The following is a 19,308-nucleotide window of genomic DNA, read 5'->3' on the forward strand; positions in this document are numbered from 1 at the left end:
CCCTGGACGGGCTGACAAATTCGTCAGGAACGAATTTGAACAGCTCCGCTGGCCCGACGGGTGAACTTCATGGAGGAAGTTCATAAACGCCCCCAGGGATGGGTTTACGGCGTGTCGCAGGAAAAATGTACGTAGTAGCAGCGGGTTCGAAGCGCTAAAGGTAACAGTTTATGAAACTCTATAGCTACTGGCGCTCTTCAGCTGCCTATCGGGTGCGCATAGCACTGAATTTAAAACAACTTAGTTTTGAGACAATACCGGTACACCTGCTAAAAGACGGCGGCCAGCAACATAGCGCTGAGTATCAGCAGCTTAACCCTAACCAGTTAGTGCCGACTTATGTTGATGCTGAGTTTAGCCTGAACCAGTCGCTGGCCATTATTGAATATCTGGATGAGATGTATCCTGAACCGGCGTTACTGCCAGAAGACCCTGCTGCTAAAGCGCAGGTGCGCTCACTGGCGCTTGATATTGCCTGTGATATTCACCCGCTGAATAACTTGCGGGTACTGCAATATCTAACCGGACCGCTGGCCCTGAACGACGATCAGAAAACAGAGTGGATCCACCACTGGCTGCATACCGGTTTCAGTGCACTGGAACAGCGGCTGCAAACGACAGCCGGCGAGTTTTGCTACGGTGATAACATAACCCTGGCTGACTTGTGTCTGGTGCCGCAAATGTACAATGCGCTACGTTTTAAGCTCGACACCCTGGAGTACCCGACCATCAGCCGGATATATCACCATTGCCAGCAGTTGGCGGGCTTTGCCCTGGCGGCACCTGAGCAGCAAAGTGACGCCCAGGTTTAGTGATGGCAGAATTTAAACCTGCGACAAGTAGTAAACCGAAGAAGCGAGTTGCTATGCCTAAACGGCTTATAAACCGGGCACTGGTATATGTAGGGTTGTTTGGCATCGTATTTCAGCTAACGGCGGCATTGTATGCGCTGTGGCACGGGGTGCAATTACAAAGCTTTTGGTTTTTTATGTTGCTGGCACCACTGCTTTGTGTCGCTTCCGGATTATTGCCCGCGCTGCAACCGCAGCGCGAGCCGGATGAAAGTTGTTAGTTATTCTTGCGGTTTAGTATTAGGCAGCTTAAACATTCCTTTAATTTCTACCCGGGCAATGCCTTCATCATTAAAAATAAAATTCACTTGCCCGGGGCCGCGATTAAAACGATAGCGGCCGCCATCATAATGTAAAACGAAATTACCACGGCCATCCTTCAGCTCAGGTTCCTGGGTTAACTTTATTTCAAAACCACTTATTTCATAGTCGAAGCTGCTAATCGGCGCATTGACGAAGTCAGGTATCCAAACTTCGTCTTCATTTTGCAGAATAAGTGCTAAAGAGTATTTTTGCGGCAGGCTGCTTACTACGAGACTTTGCTTTCCAGCGCTGAAATGAAACTGACCTTCTTTTCTGGTATAGCCAAAGCCATACTGAAAAGGAATCGTCTCCCCGTCCTGTAGTGTGTAACTTCCGTTGCCTGTTAACTGGAACTGAGCAACGGCAGACAAGCTAAACAATAAACTGACTACGCCAAACAACATTTTCATTTCGTTACTCCGCAAACGGCAGTTAGTAAGCTATAGCAAACAAATAGTACGTTAAACCTGGGTGACATCAACAATCAGTTTCAGTTGCTGCCCGGGTTGCAGGTATCGTTCAGTATTTATATTATTCCATTTTACTATTTCAGCCACTGATACACTGAAACGTTGGGCAATACGGGCCAATGAATCACCTTTTCGGACCTTGTAGCGAACGGTGCGGGTAATGGCGGTGCTCGGGTTACTGCTGCTGTTATGCCACATCACCAGCTTCTGACCAGGCTTTAACGGGTCACGCTGCACCATGCCATTCCATTTTGCCAGCTCGGCAACGGTTACTTTGTGTTCCCGGCTAATGTCCCATAAGGTATCGCCACTTTGCACAATGTATTCGGTTTTGACATTACCGCCGCTACGACCCTGTGCTTTGGCAATACGGTTTTGCTGACTTAGCTCATACTTATCGGCTGCTTTCGCTGACATCGGAATAAGTAAGTGCTGACCAATCCGGATAGTGTTGCCGCTTAGTTCATTCAGGCGGATAATAGCATCTACCGAGGTTTTATACTGGCGGGCAATTTTCCCCAGAGTATCACCAGAACTCACAGTATAACTTTGCCATTGTAAGCGCTCTGTTGCCGGAGTCTGTGCCAGTAAGCGCTTAAAATTCTCCGCCTTTGCCAGCGGAAGTACCAGATGGTGCGGGCCGTCCGGATCGGTGGCCCATTGATTAAACCCCGGGTTCAGGGCCTGGAGCTCAGCAACACTTAACTCAGCCAGCTCTGCGGCTATGGCTAAATCAATCTGGCCATCGGTGGGTACCACAGCAATTCTGGGCTCATTAGCAATAAATTTCCAGACGATGTCGAAGTCATCTGGTCGCTTCAAAATATCCACCAATGCTAATAATTTGGGTACATAGACAGTTGTTTCAGCAGGCAAGTCCAGTGACCAGAAATCGGTTGGCAGCCGCCGCTTCTTGTTTGCTCTGATAGCCCGGCCAATCCGGCCTTCGCCAGCATTGTAAGCAGCAATGGCATTTAACCAGTCATGCTCCAGTGTATTATATAAATATTGCAGATAATCCAGAGCTGCCCGGGTTGATTCGATCACGTCACGCCGGCCGTCGTACCAAAAGTTTTGTTTCAGGCCAAAGCGGGTGCCTGTTGCAGGCATAAACTGCCACATTCCGGACGCCCTGGCATGCGAGTATGCAAAAGGATCGAACGCGCTTTCGACGATGGGTAGTAGCGCCAGCTCAAGCGGCATGTTACGTTTTTCCAGCTCCTGGACAATATGGTACAAAAAGGGCTGAGCGCGGTTGGCTACCCGATCCAAATAGCTCTGGTGCTGGCTATAGAAGTTGCGTTGTTCAACAATCGGCCGGGTTTGCGGTACGTTAAAGGTAAGTTGGAGCTGAATTCGTTGCCATAAATCTTCCAGCTCAGTGGCGTCAAGCGGCACCAGCTGCTCAGCGGGTACTTCGCCATACCACAGCCGGCTAGCTATTTGTTCGGCACTGGCACCTTGTACCTGCACCAATGCTGGGGTATTAACTGACTTGTCGGTATCCTGACTATTTGATTCTGTCATGCTGACACAGCCGCTAAGCAGTGCAACTAACATGACGGCAGAGATTTTCAAATACATAGCGTAATTCCGCGGAAAAAAATTCATGTTACCTGTTCAAAGCCTGATTGCAAGTCAGGATTTAAACTGATCTTTCATTGCCCTGAGCTGACTGAACAGGCCAACAGCAGAGTCTTGCTGATAGCGCTGTTGCAAACTATTGTTTTCACATCGCAAAAAAGGGTTAATTTGTTGCTCGGTTGCCAAATTAGTGGGTAATGTCGGTTTATTTTGCTGACGTAATTGCTGGCAATGTTGCTGATAGTCCGCCAATAGCTGGTTATCAGGTTCAACCGTTAACGCAAAACGCAGGTTTGCCAGGGTATACTCATGCGTACAATACACCTCGGTGTCAGCGGGCAATGCAGTAAGCTTTTGCAGTGAGTTGTGTAATTGTGCCGGAGTACCTTCGAACAAGCGGCCACAGCCAGCACTAAACAAGGTATCACCACAAAATAAGTACGGTTCGCTGTAAAAACCAATATGACCATGCGTATGGCCAGGCAAGTCGATTACCTGAAACTGAGTGTTAAAAGGTGTCAGCTCAACCATATCGCCTTGTTGCACCTGTTCGGTTAACAGCGGTATTTTGGCTTTTTCGGCAGCGGGGCCAATTATCCGTACATCCGGCCAGGCTTGTTGCAATTCAGCAAGACCACCAGTATGGTCAGGGTGATGATGGGTAATCAGAATGGCGTATAAAGATTTCTGCTTTCGTTGTAAAAATGCCAACACTGGTTTGGCATCTCCCGGGTCAACTACAACACAAAATGGGTTGGCGGGCTGACACAGGCACCAAATGTAGTTATCCTCAAAGGCAGCCAGCGGGCTAATAGTTAGCATTAGGTTTTCTCTTAATATTTTCTCTTAACATTAAAGGTCTCTCAACATTAAAGCGGGTATAACCTTATCATGAAACCGGCATTGAACGAAAACGAACCGCAGGTCCCCGACAGCTGGCAGGCGTTTTTGCAGGGGCCAGCGTTAGCCCGGGCAATAACCGCGCAGCTGCAGCCATGGTGGCAACAAATATTTGGTTATTATTTGCTTAAAGTGGGCGATTTAAGCAGTGATTTAGACTTACCAGGCTGCAAAATAAAGCATCAGATCCATTTAGGTAGTGCTGACAATGGCAAAAGCCATCTGATAGCTTTGCCTGATACCCTGCCAATCGACAGCCACAGTATTGATGCAGTGCTGCTTAGCCAATGTCTGGAATATCAAACCGACCCGCACCATATTGTCAGGGAAGCCCACCGAGTGCTGCTACCCGATGGTTATTTGTTGTTAACCGGCTTTAATCCGTTCAGTATCCTGGGGCTGGCAGGTGTCGCACCATGGCTGAAGCAGCGCTATCCGTGGCAAGGCCGGTTTTTTTCGCCGGGACGGGTGAAAGACTGGTTGCATCTGATTGGTTTTGAGGTGTTGTCGGAGCAACGCTTTTTTTATGGCAGCATGTTGGTTAGTGACTATGCCGACAACAGCTTGCAACGCTTTGCTGAAAAGTATTTGAATTATTTCGCCGGTTGTTATCTGCTGGTTGCCCGCAAGCGCGAGCTACCACTAACCCCCATAAGGCCTCGCTGGCAGCTTGCACCAGCTTTTAGCGACGGGGTAAAAGGGGTTAGCGCTCGCCAGGGCTGCCGTTAATTACTCGGACCCTGGCGCGCTGAGTTTAATTTGCGGATTAAACGTTACCCGGTAAGCGTTACTCGGTAAGCTGGGTTAACGAGTAGCCTTGTTGTTGTAACAGCATTAATAAGCCATCTTCGCCAGCCAGGTGTAAGGCGCCCACCAAAACCATGGTCGTGTGCTCATTGCTGCTAAGCGCTTGCAATTGTGTTAGCCAGGCGTGGTTGCGCTTTACCAGTAAAATCTCATACAACTGCGGTATTTGCTGCAAGTCGCCAATAAATAGCTGTTCCAGTTTAGCCACATCACCACTGCGCCAGGCCTGCTTCATCTCAGTCAGCTGGCCTTCAACCTTATGCATATCTTCAAGGGTAGAACTGATGGTCAGATCAGGGTCGAGTTGATTCATGCCATCCAGCACTGCCAAGTGTTCATCCAGGGTTTCCAGGCCGGCAATGCTTTTATTTTGTTGCTGCCCCAATTGCATATAATGCATATCAACGCCGGTTTCTGCGGTGCCTAAACGTTGCATTTCAGCGGCGGCCAGCATCATCGCCGCAAAACCGGGCTTAAACCGGCTGATTGCAGCGATAGGCATATTACGTTCAGTGGCGTACGTCTTTAGCTGTTGATACACCCCGGGCGACAGTACCTGTTCTAACGTTTTACCGTCGCTGTAGGTATTTTGCTGCATCATTTTAGTTAAACCAGCGGGACTGGTTAATACGTTTAAATCGGTTTCGAACAGCAGACGAGTGCTGGCATTAAACGCCGTGTTGTAGGCGGCTGGCAGCGGATAATCACTTTTACTCAGCAGGTGTACTGTACCCGCCAGATAAAATTGTTGATCTTCTTTACTGACTTTCCAGACACTGGCAGCCCAAACAGAGCTGCTAAGCAGCAAAGACAAGCATAAAAACTGAGTTAAGAAACGCATGGTGTCTCCCGATAAATAATAATGGTTAGCAAAAATCTACCACATTAAATCATCCGGGATCTGATAATCGGCATAAGGATCATCTTCGTCCGGTTGTTGTTGTTTGGTATTCAGCAACACAATGCTGCTGGCATCGCGCTGCATTACTTTCTCCGCAACTTGCGCAGGGACTAAAATATATTGTTCTGCCAGCCGGGCAATAGCGACCAGACCGCGGCTGAGCTCGTCATGCAGTTTGCTGCTTACGTACAGCTTTTTGACTAACTTGCCATCAACAAAATTAAAGCCAACCTCACCTTTATTGCTGATTGCATTAGTTTCAATTATTTGTTTTACCTGAGCCGCGAGTGCTTTTTGGGTTAATTCAGCTTGCTTTTGCCGGTTGAGTTCACGATCACGCGCCACCTGCTCAGCTTTAGCTTGTTGCGCCAGTGTTGTTGTCTGCTCCCCGGGCACCGCATTTTTGCCAGCCTGAGTTTTAAGTTGGTGCTTCTCTTTTTTAACTTTTTTAACTTTTTTGGCATCAGCCACGCCAGCTTTCAGCAGCTGGTCACGTAACGCATTGCTCATAATGGGGCTACTCAGGTTGCAAAATAAATTAGTGCTTAGTGTACCTTAAGCAATCTTACTAACTCAAATGAGCCAGTTCGGTTATCATATACCAGTACTCCAAGCTCATGAGGTCAATTTTGCCATTTAAAGATTTAGCGTTAGATCCACGCTTACTCAGGTCCATCCAGCATCTGGGCTTTGATAAGCCGACTGAGATCCAGCAAGAAGCTATACCAGCGGTGATGGTAGGCCGCGATTTAATTGTATCGTCGCAAACCGGTTCGGGGAAAACCCTCGCGTACTTACTGCCAATGATGCAACGGCTATTGAAAAGCCGGGCATTGTCGAAACAGGACGCCCGGGCGCTGATCCTGGCACCGACCCGTGAACTGGCAAAGCAGGTTTACGCCCAGTTGCGCTTGTTGGTGGCTAATACCCCGGTTACTGCTGCATTGATTGTCGGCGGTGAAAACTTCAATGATCAGGAAAAAATTCTGAAGCGTCAACCGGCCATCGTGGTGGCGACACCGGGGCGGTTTGTCGATCATCTGGAACATAAAACCCTGTTTTTGCATGGCTTGGAAATGTTAATTCTGGATGAGGCCGACCGGATGCTTGATTTAGGTTTCCTGCCACAACTTACTTTTATTAATAAAGCTGCTGATCATCGTTTACGCCAGACCATGTTATTTTCTGCCACGCTCGATCATGCTGAAGTAGACAATCTGGCACTGGCGCTGCTGAAGAACCCCTACCGGGTAGCTGTAGGGGCAGGTTACCAGCAACATCAGGATATTGAGCAGCGGTTCTTTCTTGCTGATAATTTAAGCCACAAGGAAGCGCTACTGAGTTACTTCTTGCAGCAGCAGGATATTAATCAACTTATTATGTTTACTGCTACCCGGGCCGATGCAGAACGCTTGACCGGTGTTTGTGAAGCGGCGGGCTTTACGGCAGTGGGGTTAAGCGGCAAATTAAGTCAGCAACAACGCAATAGTGTCATGCAGCAATTTGCCACTGGTAAATTTCAGGTGCTGGTTACCACCGATTTAGCATCGCGTGGCCTTGATCTATTGCAGGTATCGCACGTTATTAATTTTGATTTACCCAAGCATCCGGAAGAATATGTGCATCGGATTGGCCGTACCGGCCGGGCTGGCGCTAAAGGCCAGGCGATATCTCTGGTAGGGCCAAAAGACTGGCCCAGTCTACAAAATATCGAAGCCTTCTTACGCCATGCCATTGAGTTTTCAGTGGTCGAGTCATTACCTGCACGCTTTAGCGGGGTTGTTGCCCCGATGCAGCAGCCTAAGGCGAAAAAGAAAGCCAGCACATCAGCTAAAAGCAGCAAACCACGGCCGGCAAAGCCTGACACTGCTAAAATCAAGGCACCAAGCTATTTTGAAGGTGGTGACGATGGCAGTGGCCCGGTCCGTCGGAAAAAATAATTTGTTGCTGGTTAAATGTTCAGCGTTTTTACTGCTACACTGAAAAAGTTAACTTGTTTCTGCTGCCGCTAACCCGCTCTGGCAGATACAATTTAGCCGGTGCGGCCTGTAAAAGAATATATTTTCTGCTCGTCTGGTATTTATGTTGACCGCATGATCAGCTTCACTGATAATGCAGTTGAATATCTACCTGCTTGATTACCTGGCCGGTAATATTTAAGTCGCCGAAATTTCGGCAAATTTAGTTAAAGTAAGAGAGTGTTATGTCACAGTTAATTTCCGGTACAGTTAAGTGGTTCAACGAAGATAAAGGTTTTGGTTTCATTGAGCGCGAAGGCGGCAAAGACGTATTCGTTCATTTCCGCGCTATCAATGGAACAGGCCGTAAAACTTTAGTTGAAGGTCAACGCGTAACTTTCGAAGTTACCGAAGGTCAGAAAGGTCCACAGGCTGAAAACGTCACTGTAACCGGTTAATCTGATAGCTTTTGTAAAGAGCCAGCCAATGAGCTGGCTTTTTTATGCCTGCAAATCAAACGGCAAGCAAAGTTGCCCGGGGTTTGGTGTGTTAAAACCAAGCTGTAAACCCACCAGCCGCACCCCTTGTTGTTGCCGGCGTTGCCAGGCTTGTTGCAGTAGTGGCAAAAATTGCTCCAGGCTAGCGGTTTGCGCCTGACACTCGACCGTAGTTTGCCGAAAGTCACTGAACTTAAGTTTTACCCCAATTTTCTGTAGGCCTTTGTCGCCCTGATTAGCCAGGCGCAGTTGGAGCTTGGGCCATAATGAACTTAACGCCTCAACACAATTCTGATAAACATCAATATCCACCGCCAGGGTTTGCTCCACACCGACCGATTTGGCCTGGCGCTCGACGCGCACGGGCCGCTCATCAATGCCCTGACTTCGTTTTATCAGGCTATCTGCCATGGCACCAAAATGTTTTACCAGCACTGCCAGCTCGCAATTGGCGATATCTTTGCAATGGGTTAAGCCCAGCCGGGCCAGGCGCTCTGCTGTTTTACTGCCCACTCCGGGTATTTTAGCCAGTGGTAGCTTTTCTACAAAAGCGCTGACTTCACCCGGGGTAATAACAAATAAACCATCAGGTTTATTTTCATCGCTGGCAATTTTTGCCAGGAATTTATTCGGCGCCACCCCCGCTGAGGCTGTTAAGCCTGTCTCAGCCAGAATAACCCGTCGGATATCTGCGGCAATCCGGGTCGCGCTGCCACCAAAATGGCTGCTGTCGCTGACATCAATAAAGGCCTCGTCCAGCGACAACGGTTCGACCAGATCACTATAACGCTGGAAAATAGCCCGTATTTGCCGGCTAACTGTTTTATATTTTTCCATATTGCCGGCCATCAGATGCAGCTGCGGGCATAATTTCAGCGCCTGGCCGGTGGGCATTGCCGAGCGCACACCAAAAGCACGGGCCGGATAATTACAGGTGGCAATAACGCCACGACTGCTGCGGCTGCCGCCAATAGCCAGGGGAATATTAGCCAGCGTCGGATTATCCCGCATTTCCACCGCGGCAAAAAAGCAATCCATGTCTATATGAATAATTTTACGCTGACTGACCATAGCGATTATTAAGCTGTATTGATATACAGTATACTAGTGTGCTGCGCCGAGCTTGTAAAGCACAGCCAGCTGTAAAGCATGTTGTGCAGTTTGGCAGCTTATTCAATAGCTGCATCAATAGCTGCGAAAGGTGGACGGCCGGATGGCTATATTTTCGGTGCATCATTTATTAATTCAGGGTAGAATATGCGCCAGTTCATACCCCCGTATTTTAAACCAGTTAGCGTAACCCGCGCCCAGGAGAAAGCATGTTAAAGCGTGAAATGAATATTGCCGATTTTGATCCGGAATTATGGCAGGCAATAACCGATGAAACCGCCAGACAGGAAGCGCATATCGAGCTGATTGCTTCTGAGAACTATGCCAGTCCACGGGTGTTGCAGGCACAAGGTTCGCAGCTTACCAATAAATATGCTGAAGGTTATCCGCACAAGCGTTATTACGGCGGTTGTGAGTTCGTTGATATTGCTGAAGATTTAGCTATCGCCCGCGCCAAGCAGTTGTTTGCTGCTGATTATGCTAACGTGCAGCCTCACGCTGGTTCACAGGCTAACGCTGCAGTATTTTTAGCCTTGTTAGAAGCAGGCGACACTATTTTAGGGATGAGCCTGGCACATGGTGGCCATTTAACCCATGGCTCGCATGTCAGCTCTTCAGGCAAATTGTATAAAGCTGTGCAGTATGGTTTACATCCCCAAACGGGTGTGATCGATTATGACCAGGCCGAAGCACTGGCAATTGAGCATAAACCAAAATTAATTATTGCTGGTTTTTCAGCTTATTCTGGCATTGTCGACTGGCAGCGTTTTCGTGATATCGCCGATAAAGTGGGTGCTTACTTATTGGTTGATATGGCACATGTTGCTGGTTTGGTCGCCGCGGGCTTGTATCCAAATCCGGTGCCGGTAGCAGATGTCGTTACGACGACTACCCATAAAACGCTGGCAGGACCACGCGGTGGGTTAATTCTGGCTCGTAAAAACGAAGTCATTGAAAAGAAACTAAATTCTGCGGTGTTCCCGGGAAGTCAGGGTGGCCCGTTAATGCATGTAATCGCGGCAAAAGCTGTCGCTTTTAAAGAAGCATTAGAGCCAGAATTTAAAGTGTATCAGCAGCAGGTGTTGAATAACGCCAAAGCCATGTGCGATGAAATGATTAAACGTGGCTATAAAATTGTTTCTGGCGGCACGGAAAATCATTTGTTTTTGATGGATTTAATTGACAAAGACATTACCGGTAAAGACGCTGATGCCGCGTTAGGCAAGGCGCATATTACCGTTAATAAAAATTCAGTGCCGAATGATCCGCGCTCGCCTTTTGTTACCAGTGGCTTACGTATTGGCACGCCAGCGATTACCCGTCGCGGTTTTAAAGAAGAGCAGGCACGTCAGGTTGCGGGTTTTATCTGTGATGTGCTGGACAATATTAACGACGAAGCGGTAATTGAACGGGTGAAAGCCGACGTCGGCGAGCTGTGCAGTCGTTTCCCGGTTTATGCGTAACCGATAATTTAGTGCTATTATGGCCGCATTTGCGGCCATTTTTATCTCTGAGAACTGCCCATGTATTGTCCTTTTTGTAATGCTGATGACACCAAGGTAATTGATTCACGTTTAGTTGCTGATGGTCATCAGGTTCGCCGGCGTCGGGAGTGTCTCGCTTGTCATGAGCGCTATACTACGTTTGAAGCAGCGGAATTAGTGATGCCGCGAATTATTAAACGGGATGGCTCCCGCGAGCCGTTTAACGAGGACAAGCTGCGCAATGGCTTGTTGCGTTCGCTTGAGAAACGGCCGGTATCAACTGAGCAGATTGAACAGCTTATTCAAAAGATTAAATCACAGTTGCGGGCAACCGGTGAGCGGGAACTGGCCAGTAATATGCTGGGGAATCTGATTATGGATGAGCTGGTTAAGGTGGATAAAGTAGCCTATGTCCGGTTTGCTTCTGTCTACCGTTCTTTTAAAGATATTCGTGAATTTGGTGAAGAAATTGCCCGCTTAGGAGAGCAATAGTGGCTTTTACGCCGGCTGACCACGACTTTATGACGCGGGCGCTGCAGTTAGCCGCTAAGGGGCGTTTTACCACCGATCCTAACCCGAATGTTGGGGCAGTAATAGTGCAAGATGGCGACGTGGTCGGAGAGGGCTATCATCATCAGGCAGGCGAAAGCCATGCCGAAGTCTATGCGTTGGCAGAGGCTGGCGGGCAGGCCCATGGTGCAACCTGTTATGTAACGCTCGAGCCATGCAGTCATTTTGGCCGCACGCCACCTTGCGCTGAGGCGTTGATTGCCGCTGGCGTAAGTCGGGTCGTGATAGCAATGCTTGACCCTAATCCATTGGTCGCAGGCAAGGGCGTGGCAATCTTAGAGCAGGCCGGGGTAACGGTCGAAAGTGGTTTAATGGAGACCGAGGCAATAGCATTAAACCGCGGCTTTCTAAGTGCCATGGAGCGACAAAGACCCTGGCTAAGGCTGAAGCTGGCAGCGAGTATTGATGGTCGTACAGCGCTGGCTAATGGCCAGAGTAAGTGGATAACGGGCCCGCTAGCCAGAGCCGATGTGCAGGGGTACCGGGCACAAAGCAGCGCTGTATTGTCCACTGCCAGCACAGTACTGGCCGATAGCGCCCGCTTGACGGTGCGCCAGCCTGCCGATGGCACGCCAATAACGACATTAAATAACGGTGAGTTGCGTCAGCCATTACGAATTATTCTTGACCGGCGGCAGCAATTAACCAGCAGTGAGCCACTGTTCAGTTTAGCCGGCCCCATTTTGTTGTGTATTGCTCCAGATAAGCCACTGCGGCAGATGCCAGCGCAGGTGGAGCAGCAAGTAGTACCGCTTGGTGGCAATGGCTACTTTGATTTAGAGGCTTTGCTAAAGCTGCTGACTGCCCGCCAGGTACGCAGTATCTGGGTGGAAGCGGGCGCTACGCTTGCAGGAAGCTTGTTGCAACAACAATTAGTCGATGAATTTATTCTATACCAGGCGCCGGTGTTATTAGGGCCACAAGCAAGAGCTATGGCGGTACTACCAGAAATAACGGAGTTGAGCGAGGCGGCGCGGTTTGACTTCAACGATATTTGCCAGCTTGGGCCAGATATACGGCTGACTGCACTACTGAGTAAAGCCAACTGACCCGGAAGCGGATTAATAACACTTTAAGAACCGGTGAAGCACAGTATTAATTATACCGGTATTATTGAAGCTACATTTAACAAGGGTTTTTATGCAACTGAATACACCTGCTGAAATTATTGAAGACATTCGTCAGGGCAAGATGGTCGTACTGATGGATGATGAAGATCGCGAGAACGAAGGTGATCTGGTGATGGCAGCTGATTATGTTACGCCCGAAGCGATAAACTTTATGGCTAAGCATGGCCGTGGTCTTATTTGCCTGACTCTTAGTAAAAAGCGCTGCAAACAGCTGAATTTGCCGTTGATGGTAGATGCTAATAAATCTCCCTTTGCCACTAACTTTACGGTTTCTATTGAAGCAGCTGAAGGGGTTACTACCGGCATTTCGGCTGCGGACCGGGCCAGGACCGTTAAAGCAGCGGTAGCGCGTGATGCCAGCCCGGCAGATATTGTCCAGCCAGGGCATATATTTCCGTTGATGGCGCAGGATGGCGGTGTCCTGGTACGGGCAGGCCATACCGAGGCAGGTTGCGATTTGGCGAGGTTGGCGGGGCTAGAGCCTGCTGCAGTAATAGTCGAGATTTTGAATGACGACGGTACCATGGCCAGACGGCCGGATTTAGAAATTTTCGCTCGCGAGCACAATATTAAAATTGGCACCATTGCCGATTTAATTGAATACCGTAATTTAAACGAAACCACTATTGAAAAAGTAGCAACCTGCCAGTTGCCGACCGAAGTAGGTGATTTTCAACTGGTGACCTTTAAAGATACCATCGATAATCAGCTGCATTTTGCCCTGGTAAAAGGTGAAATTAAGCCGGAAGAGGCAACACTGGTGCGGGTCCATTTACATAATACCTTTTCTGACTTGCTGTTAGCAGACCGGGCAGCCAATCGCAGTTTTCCATTGCATACTGCAATGAAGCGGATTGCTGACGAAGGCGGTGTGCTGGTACTGCTGGGTAAACATGAATCGACAGCTGAGCTGGTGCGGATGGTGCAGGCTTTTGAAGCTGAAGATAAAGGTGAGCAACCTAAAACGGTGCCGTGGAAAGGGACCTCACGCAATGTTGGGGTAGGCTCACAAATTCTGGCCAGTCTAGGTGTAAAGAAAATGCGCTTGCTGAGTCAGCCGAAAAAATACCATGCGTTATCTGGTTTTGGGCTGGAAGTAGTCGACTACGTATCCGAATAACAGCAATGCCGCATTTGTGGTTTTTGTGATATTATGCGCGGCTGATTTTTGCAGCCCTGATTCGAGAGGATTTACCATGCAAGTGATTGAAGCCGGCTATGTAGCCAAGGGCAAAAAGTTCGCGTTAGTGGTGGCACGGTTTAACGGTTTTATTGTTGAAAGTCTGTTAGAGGGCGCCGTTGACACGTTAAAGCGGGTGGGTAACGTAGCCGAGCAGGATATTACCGTCGTGCGGATCCCCGGTGCTTTTGAGATGCCTTTGGCCTTGCAACGGGTTGCTGCCAGCAAAAAATATGATGCGATCATCGCTTTAGGTGCAGTGATCCGTGGTGGTACACCACATTTTGAATATGTTTCTGGCGAATGTACCAAAGGTATTGGCCAGGTAGCATTGACCCATGATTTGCCGGTCGCTTTTGGCGTATTAACCGTTGACAGTATTGAGCAGGCAATAGAACGTGCGGGTACCAAAGCAGGTAATAAAGGTGCTGAGGCGGCAATGTCAGTGCTGGAAATGGTCAACGTGTTGGATCAGCTGTAACAGGAAAATTTATGAAACCAAATGTGCGTCGTCAGTCGCGATCACTGGCAGTACAGGGTATCTACAGCTGGCAGGTTAGCCACAACCCGATAGCCGATATTGAACAGCAATTATTGCTGGAAAATAATGTTAAGCAACTTGATGTCGCTTACTTTCAGGATATTTTGCGCGGTGTTGTGTTGCACCACAGCAAACTGGATGAAGCGCTAAAGCCTTATCTGGAGCGGCCATTTGAAGATGTCGATCTGGTCGAAAAAGCAGTGTTACGGGTGTCTGCGTACGAGCTGAAATACCGGCTTGATGTGCCTTATAAAGTCATTATCAATGAAGCAATTGAGCTGGCGAAGGCTTTTGCTGCTGATGACAGCCATAAATTCGTCAATGGTATTCTTGATAAAGCGGTCCGGGTATTGCGGACCAACTAAAGGAGAGCCGGCATTTGTCGGCTTTTTTACATACTATGGGTGAATTTGAACTTATTGCCAGCTTCTTTGCTGACGCTGGAATTGCGCGTCAGGATGTGGTTGTTGGGGTGGGCGACGACGGTGCGGTACTGCAAATGCGCGATGGCTATGATTTAGTCGTCACGACCGATACTATGGTGTGTGGTACTCATTTTTTCCCTGATGTCGATCCAAGAGCATTAGGCCATAAGCTGGTTACAGTTAATGTCAGTGATTTAGCGGCAATGGGCGCTGAGCCTGCCTGGTTATCGCTGGCCCTGACGTTACCCGATGTCGATCAAACCTGGTTGCGCCAGTTTGCTGCCGGCCTTGCTGAAACGGCTGACTATTATAATTGTCGCCTGATAGGCGGCGATACCACTCGAGGCCCGCTCAGTCTGACCATGATTGCCAAGGGCCAGGTACCACATGGCAGAGCCATTACCCGTTCTGGTGCAAAAGTAGGTGACTACATCTATGTTACCGGTACCCTGGGTGACGCTGCGTTGGGGCTAAAAGTATGTCAGGGCCATGCAGAAGCCAGTAAAAAGCATCAGGCTCATTTGTTACAACGTTTTCATTTCCCTTCCGCCCGGGTTGCCCTCGGGCAGGCGCTGCGTAATGTTGCCAGTAGTGCTATGGACATTTCTGATGGTTTGTGTGGCGATTTACCCCATATCTTACGCAGATCTGCAGTAGGAGCTTACATAGACGTCAATAAACTTCCTCTGTCGCAGGCATTAAAAGACAGCTGTGATCAGTCCACCGCACTGAAAATGGCATTGTCGGGTGGTGAGGATTACGAGCTGTTGTTTACCGTACCCGAAAGTAAGCGAGGCAGCCTTGATGTTTTATTGTCACCCTATGGTGTGCCGGTCAGTTGTATTGGCAGGATTACTGGCGTGGCTGGAAAATTGGAGCTGAAAGCGGGTGAGCAATCATTCGAATACCAACATCAGGGGTTTGTTCATTTTCCATGACCCATACTAAATTTCATTTGAGCCGCTGGCAGCACTTACTGGCATTGGGTTTTGGCGCCGGTCTGGCACCAAAAGCACCCGGTACTTTTGGTACCCTGGTTGCCATTCCGTTTATTATTGGTTTTGCAACGCTTGGCCTTGTTTGGTATCTGGCGTTTCTGGTTGTGGGCACTGCGCTGGGAATTTATATCTGTGGCAAGACAGCACGTGATGTTGGTGAGCATGATCATGGTGCTATTGTCTGGGATGAAGTAATTGGCTATGCGTTAACGATGTTGCTGGTGCCACTCAGTGTGCAAAGCCTGCTGGCAGGTTTTTTATTGTTCCGCTTTTTTGATATTGTTAAACCCTGGCCAATTCGCTGGTTTGATAAACGGGTGCACGGTGGCTTAGGAATTATGCTGGACGATTTACTGGCCGCGGTGCCAGCCTGGTTGGTATTACAATTGCTTTTCTATTATCAGCTTCTGAATTAACGGCTAGCAAGGATTGGAGCGCAGGGCGAGGGAATGAAAAAGGTTATATTACTGAGTTTGGTGTTGCTGCTAGGTGTCTTTGCCCCAGCCGGCGCAGCAGATCTCAGTGCAGAAGATACCAGCGCAGATGGCAGCGGTGCAGACCAGAGTATTTCAGTGCAAACTGAAACGACAGCAACGAATGCGCCGGTTAAAACTAAAAAATCAGTGTATGATTTTGATATCAGGCACTGGACCAGCAACGATGGGCTCTCCAGCAATTCTGTTCGTGCCGTTATCCAGGATGATCTGGGTTATATGTGGTTGGGTACGTTATACGGGCTGAACCGTTTTGATGGCTTGCAGTTTGAGCATTTTACCACTGAAAATACCCGCCATCTGGCCAGTAATACCATTACCCGATTATTGCGTGATAACACCGGTTTTATCTGGGTTGGTACTAAAGCCGGCCTGTCAGGCTTTGATCCAGCTACTCTGAAGTTTGAACGTTATCCAATAGTGGCAGAGGTTACTGCTATGATTGCGGTGGCTGACGATGAAATCTGGGTAGCTGCAGACAATTTATTCCGGATCAAAAACGGCAAAATCAGCCGGATCGAAGCGGTGCGCAGTCAGGTTCATCAGCTTGAAAGGGCTGCTGACAGTATCTGGGTGAGCAGTGCAGAGCATATTTACCAGCTAAAGCCTGACGGTAGCGAGCAATTGCAGATTTATCCGCTACCGTTAGAGCTTGCTCAGACCCCGGTTTATGATTTAACCGTCACTGAGCAAGGTCTGCATCTTGCCAGCGAGAGCGGTTTTTACCACCTGACAGCGGCTGGCGAGATCCAAAAATGCCAGTTGCCCGATCGTGAGCACAGCCCCGTTTATAGACTCTTTAAAGACAGCCAGCAAGGTAGCTGGATTTCAACCTATCGTAAGCTGTTTTATCGCCAACATCAGCAAGACTGGCAAACGGTGACCACAACAGAACTTGGCACCACCCCCTGGTTCAGTGACATTTTTGAAGATCAGCAGCAGAATATCTGGCTGGCGAGCTATAGCGATGGTATATACCGCGCTGCAGCCGGGAATATCAGGAGGCTGGTTGACGGGCTGATTGATCCGGTAGTACGAAGTGTTGGTTTAACGCCTGATGATAAATTGCTTATCGCTGGTCAGTCGGCGCTGCAAATTCTTGACAGTTCAGGCAAATTCACTACGTTACTCGACGCTGACGCTCTGGGCAGTCAGACGATTCATGATTTTTACTGGCCAGAAACACAGCTGCTTTGGTTTGGTGCTGATAGTGGCTTATTGCAATATAATCTGAAAAGTCATGAACTCAGCGTACCTTTCCCCAGCTTGCAAGGGAATACTATCAAAGTCGTACAGCCTGCTGCTGAGGGCGGTGTCTGGCTTGGTGGGGTAAGAGGTTTATACCATACCAAAGATAAGCAGCTGACGATGTCGCCGCTGAATGAGCAATTTGAATCCCGCAATATTACTGCATTACAGCAAACGGCAGACCAGCTATTTGTTGGCACTACCCGGGGCTTGTATCAGTATCAGCAAGATAAACTACTACGGCTTGGGGTCGGTACAGCATTGTATAACAGCTATATTCTGGCATTGATTCAGTTACCTGAAGGCAGCTTGTTGGTCAGCACTATTGATGACGGTATTTTTATCAGGCGCCCGGATCAGCAATGGCTGCAATTGCACAGTGGTAATGGTATGCCTCACGGACCTGCAGTCAGTTTTAGTTACGACGCTGAACAACAACAGGTGTGGATCAGCAGCCATAAAGGAATTTACCGGCTGGCGCTGGCGACATTGCCAACTAACAGTAACCAGCCTTTTGTCATTGATGAGGTTCTAACGCCATTCGACCGGCAGTTAGGCAGCGGCCCCAATCGTTGTTGTAATGGCGCAGGGCATGCAAAAATAGTGCGGTGGCAGGGAGAATATTGGTTCCCGACTCTGAAGGGAGTAATTGCAGTACAGGCAGATTTAAAGCAAATGTCAGAGCAGGCTTTAAAGCCCCAAATAAAACAGGTAACCACCAGTCAGCAGTATCAACTTACCAAGGGCCAGCAGCGGTTGGTACTGGAAATGGATGAGCGCAATGTGACCTTGCATTATTCTGCGCTGGAATTTATTAAACCTGACGCGTTGCAGTTTCGCTATCGGCTGGATGGCTTTGACAGCCGCTGGCACGAGGTAGGGCAGCGACGCGAAGCGGTTTATACCAACTTGCCGCCTGGCAATTTTGTTTTTCAGCTGCAGGTACGCCAGAGTGGTCATAGCTGGCAATCTGCTACCCAGACCAGTCTTGCCCTGATAGTGCCTGAGCGCTTTGATGAAACCTTACTATACCGCTCGTTGTGGCTACTGTTGCTGCTGTGTTGCTTATATGGTGTGTTATGGCTGGTAAGGCGCAATACCCTGCACAAGCAGCTGGAGCTGGAACGGCTGGTGAAACAGCGGACCCAGGAGCTGGAAAACAGCAATGTCAGGTTAAACGAGCTAAATGAGCAACTAAGCCAGTTAACTCATAAGGATAACCTGACGGGTTTGCGCAACCGGCGGTTTATGTTTGAACAGCTGCCAAAAGATATTGAACATTTTCAGCGTAACCGGGAATCGATGCAGGATCAGGGTAAATGTCTGGCGTTGCTGCATGTCGATTTAGATAATTTTAAACAAATTAATGATCAGTATGGCAATAGTGCAGGTGACAGCCTGATCCAGCAAGTCAGCGGCTTGTTAATCCGGGAAACCCGGGGCTCAGATTACGTTGTACGGTTTAGCGGCGCCGCTTTTGTGCTGGTGCTACGCGATATTCAGACCGATCTGGTTCGTCAGTTCAGTTACCGTTTGAACGAACAGGTTGCCAAAGCGGCGTTTAATTTACCTGATGGCCAGATTGTCCGGTTGGCGTGTTCTATTGGTTATGCGCATTATCCGTTACCCCTGCTGGGCGGTCAGTTAATTAACTGGGAAGTATCGCTGCAGCTGGCTGAACTGGCGTTGTATCACGTTAAACATAACGGCAAGAACGCGGTAGCAACCCTGGCTTTTGATTCACAACTGGATGCGTTTGAATTTGAAGACTCCGCGCATATTGAAGCGCAAATCGAAAAGCTGCTGGCGGAAGGGCTGGTGTGGTTTGAACAGGGTGACAGCCAGGCACTGTAGGGT

20 protein-coding genes are annotated in these 19,308 nt (G+C 48.8%); 14 read left to right on the forward strand and 6 right to left on the reverse strand.

What is annotated here, in order from left to right; translation table 11 throughout:
- Positions 1-170: 170 nt before the first annotated feature.
- Together maiA and CRO03_RS13260 are read left to right on the forward strand one after the other, a co-directional pair.
- Positions 171-812 carry a maleylacetoacetate isomerase gene (gene maiA / locus CRO03_RS13255; RefSeq protein WP_097112111.1) on the forward strand — a complete coding sequence of 214 codons (642 nt, stop codon included), beginning with the start codon at positions 171-173 and terminating at the stop codon, positions 810-812.
- A 2-nt stretch (positions 813-814) separates the two neighbouring features.
- Positions 815-1,072, forward strand: a complete 258-nt coding sequence (locus tag CRO03_RS13260; RefSeq protein WP_097112112.1) for a hypothetical protein — start codon at positions 815-817, stop codon at positions 1,070-1,072.
- Here the strand turns inward: CRO03_RS13260 and CRO03_RS13265 are convergent, their stop codons facing one another.
- From CRO03_RS13265 to gloB, 3 genes are read right to left on the reverse strand one after another with little or no spacing between them, the layout of a single operon-like run.
- Positions 1,073-1,564 (reverse strand): hypothetical protein, encoded by a 492-nt coding sequence (locus CRO03_RS13265; protein ID WP_097112113.1) that lies wholly within the window; start codon positions 1,562-1,564, stop codon positions 1,073-1,075.
- Between the two features lie 51 nt (positions 1,565-1,615).
- Complete coding sequence (locus CRO03_RS13270) at positions 1,616-3,208, reverse strand: lytic transglycosylase (RefSeq protein WP_097112282.1); 1,593 nt, start codon at positions 3,206-3,208, stop codon at positions 1,616-1,618.
- A gap of 54 nt (positions 3,209-3,262) precedes the next feature.
- Entirely contained in the window at positions 3,263-4,030 is a 768-nt protein-coding gene (gene gloB / locus CRO03_RS13275) for a hydroxyacylglutathione hydrolase (protein ID WP_097112114.1), read from the reverse strand.
- A gap of 69 nt (positions 4,031-4,099) precedes the next feature.
- Here gloB and CRO03_RS13280 point away from each other — a divergent pair, with 69 nt between their 5' ends.
- Positions 4,100-4,837 (forward strand): methyltransferase domain-containing protein, encoded by a 738-nt coding sequence (locus tag CRO03_RS13280; protein ID WP_097112115.1) that lies wholly within the window; start codon positions 4,100-4,102, stop codon positions 4,835-4,837.
- A gap of 58 nt (positions 4,838-4,895) precedes the next feature.
- Here the strand turns inward: CRO03_RS13280 and CRO03_RS13285 are convergent, their stop codons facing one another.
- The gene (locus CRO03_RS13285) at positions 4,896-5,756 is read right to left on the reverse strand and encodes a TraB/GumN family protein (protein ID WP_097112116.1); all 861 of its coding nucleotides are present in this window, start codon (positions 5,754-5,756) and stop codon (positions 4,896-4,898) included.
- 36 nt (positions 5,757-5,792) lie between these two features.
- On the reverse strand, positions 5,793-6,326 hold the full coding sequence (locus tag CRO03_RS13290; RefSeq protein ID WP_097112117.1) for a DUF2058 domain-containing protein: 534 nt from the start codon (positions 6,324-6,326) through the stop codon (positions 5,793-5,795).
- 119 nt (positions 6,327-6,445) lie between these two features.
- On the opposite strand from CRO03_RS13290, the gene CRO03_RS13295 reads away from it, so the two are divergent.
- Positions 6,446-7,756, forward strand: a complete 1,311-nt coding sequence (locus CRO03_RS13295; RefSeq protein ID WP_097112283.1) for a DEAD/DEAH box helicase — start codon at positions 6,446-6,448, stop codon at positions 7,754-7,756.
- Between the two features lie 263 nt (positions 7,757-8,019).
- A complete protein-coding gene (locus CRO03_RS13300; RefSeq protein WP_019674773.1) occupies positions 8,020-8,232 on the forward strand; it encodes a cold-shock protein in 213 nt (70 codons plus the stop codon).
- Between the two features lie 42 nt (positions 8,233-8,274).
- Here the strand turns inward: CRO03_RS13300 and dinB are convergent, their stop codons facing one another.
- Complete coding sequence (gene dinB, locus CRO03_RS13305; RefSeq protein WP_097112118.1) at positions 8,275-9,342, reverse strand: DNA polymerase IV; 1,068 nt, start codon at positions 9,340-9,342, stop codon at positions 8,275-8,277.
- A 248-nt stretch (positions 9,343-9,590) separates the two neighbouring features.
- Between dinB and glyA the strand changes: the two genes are divergently transcribed.
- The 9 genes from glyA to CRO03_RS13350 all read left to right on the forward strand — a co-directional run bounded on the left by glyA (position 9,591) and on the right by CRO03_RS13350 (position 19,305).
- A complete protein-coding gene (gene glyA / locus CRO03_RS13310; protein ID WP_097112119.1) occupies positions 9,591-10,844 on the forward strand; it encodes a serine hydroxymethyltransferase in 1,254 nt (417 codons plus the stop codon).
- A 60-nt stretch (positions 10,845-10,904) separates the two neighbouring features.
- Entirely contained in the window at positions 10,905-11,357 is a 453-nt protein-coding gene (gene nrdR, locus CRO03_RS13315) for a transcriptional regulator NrdR (protein ID WP_097112120.1), read from the forward strand.
- Positions 11,357-12,484 (forward strand): bifunctional diaminohydroxyphosphoribosylaminopyrimidine deaminase/5-amino-6-(5-phosphoribosylamino)uracil reductase RibD, encoded by a 1,128-nt coding sequence (gene ribD / locus CRO03_RS13320; protein ID WP_097112121.1) that lies wholly within the window; start codon positions 11,357-11,359, stop codon positions 12,482-12,484. The genes nrdR and ribD overlap by 1 nt, the downstream gene beginning before the upstream one ends.
- 91 nt (positions 12,485-12,575) lie before the next feature.
- On the forward strand, positions 12,576-13,685 hold the full coding sequence (gene ribBA / locus CRO03_RS13325) for a bifunctional 3,4-dihydroxy-2-butanone-4-phosphate synthase/GTP cyclohydrolase II (RefSeq protein ID WP_097112122.1): 1,110 nt from the start codon (positions 12,576-12,578) through the stop codon (positions 13,683-13,685).
- Between the two features lie 76 nt (positions 13,686-13,761).
- Complete coding sequence (ribH, locus tag CRO03_RS13330; protein WP_097112123.1) at positions 13,762-14,226, forward strand: 6,7-dimethyl-8-ribityllumazine synthase; 465 nt, start codon at positions 13,762-13,764, stop codon at positions 14,224-14,226.
- Between the two features lie 11 nt (positions 14,227-14,237).
- The gene (gene nusB / locus CRO03_RS13335; RefSeq protein ID WP_097112124.1) at positions 14,238-14,651 is read left to right on the forward strand and encodes a transcription antitermination factor NusB; all 414 of its coding nucleotides are present in this window, start codon (positions 14,238-14,240) and stop codon (positions 14,649-14,651) included.
- A gap of 14 nt (positions 14,652-14,665) precedes the next feature.
- Entirely contained in the window at positions 14,666-15,649 is a 984-nt protein-coding gene (gene thiL / locus CRO03_RS13340; RefSeq protein WP_245861663.1) for a thiamine-phosphate kinase, read from the forward strand.
- Entirely contained in the window at positions 15,646-16,125 is a 480-nt protein-coding gene (locus CRO03_RS13345) for a phosphatidylglycerophosphatase A family protein (protein WP_097112126.1), read from the forward strand. The genes thiL and CRO03_RS13345 overlap by 4 nt, the downstream gene beginning before the upstream one ends.
- A 33-nt stretch (positions 16,126-16,158) precedes the next feature.
- Positions 16,159-19,305, forward strand: coding sequence for a ligand-binding sensor domain-containing diguanylate cyclase (locus CRO03_RS13350; RefSeq protein ID WP_097112127.1), 3,147 nt, complete (start codon positions 16,159-16,161; stop codon positions 19,303-19,305).
- The last annotated feature ends 3 nt before the right edge of the window (positions 19,306-19,308 follow it).

The organism is Arsukibacterium tuosuense (genome assembly GCF_900215315.1).
Lineage (GTDB): Bacteria > Pseudomonadota > Gammaproteobacteria > Enterobacterales > Alteromonadaceae > Alishewanella > Alishewanella tuosuense.